This window comes from Accumulibacter sp. (assembly GCF_023806625.1).
Taxonomy (GTDB): domain Bacteria; phylum Pseudomonadota; class Gammaproteobacteria; order Burkholderiales; family Rhodocyclaceae; genus Accumulibacter.
This window is the reverse complement of record NZ_JAMTDX010000036.1, coordinates 1-4,156: the sequence shown is the minus strand read 5'-3', so window position 1 is coordinate 4,156 and position 4,156 is coordinate 1. Positions and strand designations below refer to the sequence as shown.

Below are 4,156 nucleotides of genomic sequence, written 5' to 3'. Positions count from 1 at the left end.
CGTTCATCATCTGGGCCAAGAACACCTTCACGATGGGCCGCGCCGACTACCAGCGCCAGTACGAGCCGATCCTCTACGGTTGGCGCGAAGGGAGCAAGCGCCACTGGTGCGGGGATCGCGACCAGGGCGATGTGTGGCAGATCAAGAAGCCGGTCAGGAACGATCTGCATCCGACGATGAAGCCCGTCGAACTCGTCGAGCGGGCGATTCGCAACTCGAGCCGCCCGGGCGACACCGTGCTCGACTGCTTCGGGGGCTCGGGCACGACGTTGATCGCCGCGGAGAAGTCGGGGCGCGTGGCCCGGCTCATGGAACTCGATCCGAAGTACGTCGACACGATCGTCCGCCGGTGGGAGGACTTCACCGGCAAGACGGCTATCCGCGAGGCGGCATCCCCCGAGGCGTCCTCCAGTTGAGTGTGCGCGCATCGGACTGCTGGGCTTGTTCTTCCTCGGCAATCCGCTGCAGCAGTTGCATGGTGACGAGATCGCGGGGTAGAACCGTGCACATCAAGCGCACGGCCTGCTCGATGGAGACATCCTGACGCCGGTTGGCCATCAGCCAACGCAGCGCCTGTTCACGTTCGGTCGTTGGGCTGCTCATCGGGCGCGTCCTGTCCGGAATCAGGCGGCCAACTCTTCGGCGATCTCGCAGTGCATCACGAAGCCGGTCAAGTAGGGCAGCCCGCAGGGAATGCCATAGTCGCGCGAGGTTTGGCGGCCGATGGTCCAGACCATCCACCGCGCGACGGCGGCATGGATCGCCGTCTTGAGGTCCTTGCCCTTGGCCCTCTCGTTGAGCACGTCGTCGGCAAAGTGGCGGCCATGGCGACTGTCGAGGAACGCCCGGACCGATTCGAGGGGCTGGCCGGTCGCTGCGGCGATGGTGGTCATGGCGATTCGCCAGGCGGCTTCGGCTTGGTCTTCCAGGCTACCGGTGAAGCCCCAAGTGTCGTTGTGGCTGGCGGGGATGCTTTGGGTCGTCATGGTGGTCTCCTTGCGGTGGGGGGTGGCGACATCCGTATGAACGCGCTGTCCGAGCAGGAAGCCAAGTTCAATCTGGCCTCCTGCCCGTTGGCTTTCATCGTCTGGCGTCGGCCCGCATCAGTTCGGCTTGTGCTCCGGCGATCAGGTCGAGGCGCACGTTGTTGGGAATGTACGTCGCCAGGTGGTTGAGGGTCCAGTTGAGCACGTCGGCCTTGTGCTTCAGGGCATCGACTTCCTCGTAGCGCGCGATGAAATGGTCGAGTTCAGCGAGCGCGCGCTCGATCGTGGCGCGGGCGTTGGTCAAGGCCTCGCGGCCCTGAGTCTCGGCGTGCTGGGCCATGCACTCTGCTGGGTTCATGGGGCGTCTCCTGGTGGGTGCTGCGTTGATGACGAGCGTATGAACGCGCTGTTCGAATCAGAAGCCAAGGCCTTTCTCAATCATGTTCGGGTCACTTCCGGTCGGGTGGGCGCAGTCGGGCGACGGTCGATCTTGGCGCCAAGGCGCGCACGTTCGCACGGTGTGGCGCTTTCTGAATCGAAGGCGCGGGAGTGGTCGACGACGCGGTGTTCGCGGCCCACGGGCGCGCACTGTCGATGTCGCGCAAGAACAAGAAAGCCCGGCGATCGGCCGGGCCATGATCGTGCGGGGGATGATCAGCCGCGCAACTCGCGGATGCCGGCGTTGACCAGGGTCATGACCGCGCTGGTGAAGACGAGATTGGCCATCGACGGGCAGGCCTTCCCGTCGTCGAGCAATTCGTCGATGGCCTCGCGCGACTTGGCGCGCATCGCCGCGCAGACGGCGTCGAGTTTCTCGCGGTCGGCATTCCGCAGTTCGGTCTCGCAGAGACGGACCAGCGTGCGCAGGGCGGCGTCACCGAGGGCCTTGCCCAAGGTGTCGAGGCGCTCGGTGGTGGCTGGGGTCATGGCGGGCTCCTGTGCAGTGGGGTTAATAACAGGAGCATTACCGCGCTGTGCAAGACAGAAGCCAAGCGTTTTCTGCAGGGACCTCGAACAAGAGACCCGGCACTCGGCCGGGTTGTCTGGGCATCGTGGAGCGCTCGTTGATCAATCCGTGGTCTGCTCTCGCGGCTGCAGCAGTCCATGAACGAACGCGAGTTCGGTCAGCGATCTCACAAGCATGTCGATCCGAATCCTGTCTTGCATACCGTCGATGTTATCGAGGCAGTTCGTGATCACCTCTGCCTTGTGTTGGAACGTTTGCGCATTGGCGTAAGCCCCCAGACACTGTTCCACCTGGCTCAGCCCACCAATGATTGCTTGCCTCGCCCTCTTCAGGGCGCGCAGACCAGCGTCGTCGGCGTAGTTGGCTCTTTCCTGGGTGCTGGTGTCGTTCATCTTGCTGCTCCTTCGTGGTGGGGTGGATGACAAGCACATGAACGCGCTGTGCAAGACAGAAGCCAAGCGTTTTCTGCAGGGACCTCGAACAAGAGACCCGGCACTCGGCCGGGCGGGCGGGATCCGGTCGCCGGAACTCACTGGTTCGGCGCGGTGAGGATCTCGAGCCAGTCGCGCACGAAGTGCTCGCCGGTGACTCCGTGGTCGCGCACGTGGCGCACCCGGGTCATGGTCAGATTCCATTGCTGGGCAACGCCCCGGATCGTCTTGCGATTCTGGCGCATCAGGCGGCGGATGGTTTCGGGGCTGAGTCGGTTCATGGCTTCTCTCCTGGGGATCGGTGCGTTGCGATGACCCTATGAACGCGCTGACTGTGCCCGAAGCCAAGCGCTTCCTGAGCTTTCTTCAGTCCTCGATGGCCATGCCGACGTACCGCCCGTAGGCAAAGCCCGAGGGGTCGACGTACAGGGTCTCGCGATTCTCAGCCTTGACTTCGACGACATGCCGTGTGGTCTGGTCGGGGTACCCGCCCTTGCCGGCCAGCCAGTCGCGATCTTGCAGCAGGGTTCTCGAAAAGGCATCGTACTCGGCAGGTGTCAATTCACGGGTTTCTGTGATCACCACGGGCTCCGGACGGTCATCACAGGACGTGGCCGCCAGAACCTCCTGCAGATGTTCGGGCTTGCGGGCGAAGCGGACACGCAAAGGGCGGGCGGTGTGGCTGGTTTCGGTGGTCATGGCGGGTGCTCCCGGTGGCGTTGATGACGATCGTATGAACGCGCTGTTCGAATCAGAAGCCAAGCGTTCTCTGGAGACGGTTCGAACAAGCAACCCGGCACGCAGCCGGGTTTGGTTCGGTCGGTCAGTTCATCCCGGCACGGCGCAGGGCCGTCAGCTTGGCGAAGAGGTCTGCGTCGGCCGTCGACCAGTCGAATTCGTGGAACCCCTCACGCTCGAGGACGCGCCAGCGCGCTGTGTCGTGGGGCGCCCGCCGGATCTCGTCTCCGATCCGCTGGAGGTAGAGGTCTTCCTCGGGCGTCAGTGCGCGGGGTTGCCGTTTGAGGTCTTCGAGGAGGGTGAGCAGGGTCATGGTCATCGCTGGGCCTCCCTCAAGCCAGTCGGTAGACCCGCTCACCGCCGCGGGGCTTCTCGGAGGTGATGGTCAGCCCGAGCTTCTTCTTGAGCGCGCCTGCCAGGCAGCCTCGGGCGGTGTGCGCAAGCCAACCGGTCAATGCGCAAATTTGCGCAATTGTCGCACCCTCGGGCCGTTGGAGCATCGCGATCACGGTGGCCTGCTTGCTGTTCTCGCGGGTGCGCAGCGGGCGCAGAACCGCGGGCGGCGGCTGATCGGGTTCGAGGGGGTCCGGCGGAAGGACGCGATCGGGCTTGTCGCCCACCAGTTGTTCGGGTCCTTGGGCGGCGGCCACGGCATGCGCCTCGGGCGCCGGCGCGCTGGGCACCTGGTCCATCGTCACGATGGCGTCCAGCTCGGGTTCGCCCGATACGGTGACGGGCAGTTCGCATTCGCGTCCGACGGCGGCGTAGGCCTTGGGCGTCAGTCGGCAGTGGGATCGATCGCCGCCCGGGGTGGAGACGACCAGGCCTCGGACGACCAGCGACTGGACGACCTTCTTCTGGGCGGCGGGAGGCAGCCGGGCCGGCAGGGGATAGACGAGGCCGTCGGGGCGGTTGGCCGCGGCTTCGAGGACTTCGAGCTGAGTCGGGGACAGGGGCGGGTGCATGGGGGCCTCCTTGGTGGGCGTGTTGATGACGCCGGTATGAACGCGCTGTTCGCCGGCAAAGCCAAGCAT

The 4,156-nt window shown here is 65.0% G+C and carries 10 protein-coding genes; 1 reads left to right on the top strand and 9 read right to left on the bottom strand.

Translation table 11 applies throughout. From position 1 onward, the window contains the following. On the top strand, window positions 1-416 hold a 416-nt coding region (locus tag NFW05_RS06575), incomplete at its 5' end, for a site-specific DNA-methyltransferase (RefSeq protein WP_295303958.1). Here NFW05_RS06575 and NFW05_RS06570 read toward each other — a convergent pair. The 9 genes from NFW05_RS06570 to NFW05_RS06530 all read right to left on the bottom strand — a co-directional run bounded on the left by NFW05_RS06570 (window position 376) and on the right by NFW05_RS06530 (window position 4,009). Then, window positions 376-603, bottom strand: coding sequence for a hypothetical protein (locus tag NFW05_RS06570; RefSeq protein ID WP_295303956.1), 228 nt, complete (start codon window positions 601-603; stop codon window positions 376-378). The two genes, NFW05_RS06575 and NFW05_RS06570, sit on opposite strands and share 41 nt — an antisense overlap. A 20-nt stretch (window positions 604-623) precedes the next feature. Then, a complete protein-coding gene (locus NFW05_RS06565) occupies window positions 624-986 on the bottom strand; it encodes a hypothetical protein (RefSeq protein WP_295303954.1) in 363 nt (120 codons plus the stop codon). Window positions 987-1,080: 94 nt separating this feature from the next. Next, complete coding sequence (locus tag NFW05_RS06560) at window positions 1,081-1,344, bottom strand: hypothetical protein (protein ID WP_295303951.1); 264 nt, start codon at window positions 1,342-1,344, stop codon at window positions 1,081-1,083. Window positions 1,345-1,640: 296 nt separating this feature from the next. Beyond that, on the bottom strand, window positions 1,641-1,913 hold the full coding sequence (locus NFW05_RS06555; RefSeq protein WP_295303948.1) for a hypothetical protein: 273 nt from the start codon (window positions 1,911-1,913) through the stop codon (window positions 1,641-1,643). A 141-nt stretch (window positions 1,914-2,054) separates the two neighbouring features. Continuing rightward, entirely contained in the window at window positions 2,055-2,345 is a 291-nt protein-coding gene (locus NFW05_RS06550; protein WP_295303946.1) for a hypothetical protein, read from the bottom strand. A 137-nt stretch (window positions 2,346-2,482) separates the two neighbouring features. Further along, a complete protein-coding gene (locus NFW05_RS06545; RefSeq protein ID WP_295303944.1) occupies window positions 2,483-2,665 on the bottom strand; it encodes a hypothetical protein in 183 nt (60 codons plus the stop codon). A gap of 85 nt (window positions 2,666-2,750) precedes the next feature. After that, window positions 2,751-3,083, bottom strand: coding sequence for a hypothetical protein (locus NFW05_RS06540; RefSeq protein WP_295303941.1), 333 nt, complete (start codon window positions 3,081-3,083; stop codon window positions 2,751-2,753). 124 nt (window positions 3,084-3,207) lie between these two features. Then, window positions 3,208-3,441: a hypothetical protein gene (locus NFW05_RS06535; RefSeq protein ID WP_295303939.1), complete on the bottom strand. Its 234-nt coding sequence runs from the start codon at window positions 3,439-3,441 to the stop codon at window positions 3,208-3,210. A gap of 13 nt (window positions 3,442-3,454) precedes the next feature. Then, window positions 3,455-4,009 carry a DUF3489 domain-containing protein gene (locus NFW05_RS06530; RefSeq protein WP_295303960.1) on the bottom strand — a complete coding sequence of 185 codons (555 nt, stop codon included), beginning with the start codon at window positions 4,007-4,009 and terminating at the stop codon, window positions 3,455-3,457. Window positions 4,010-4,156 lie beyond the last annotated feature (147 nt).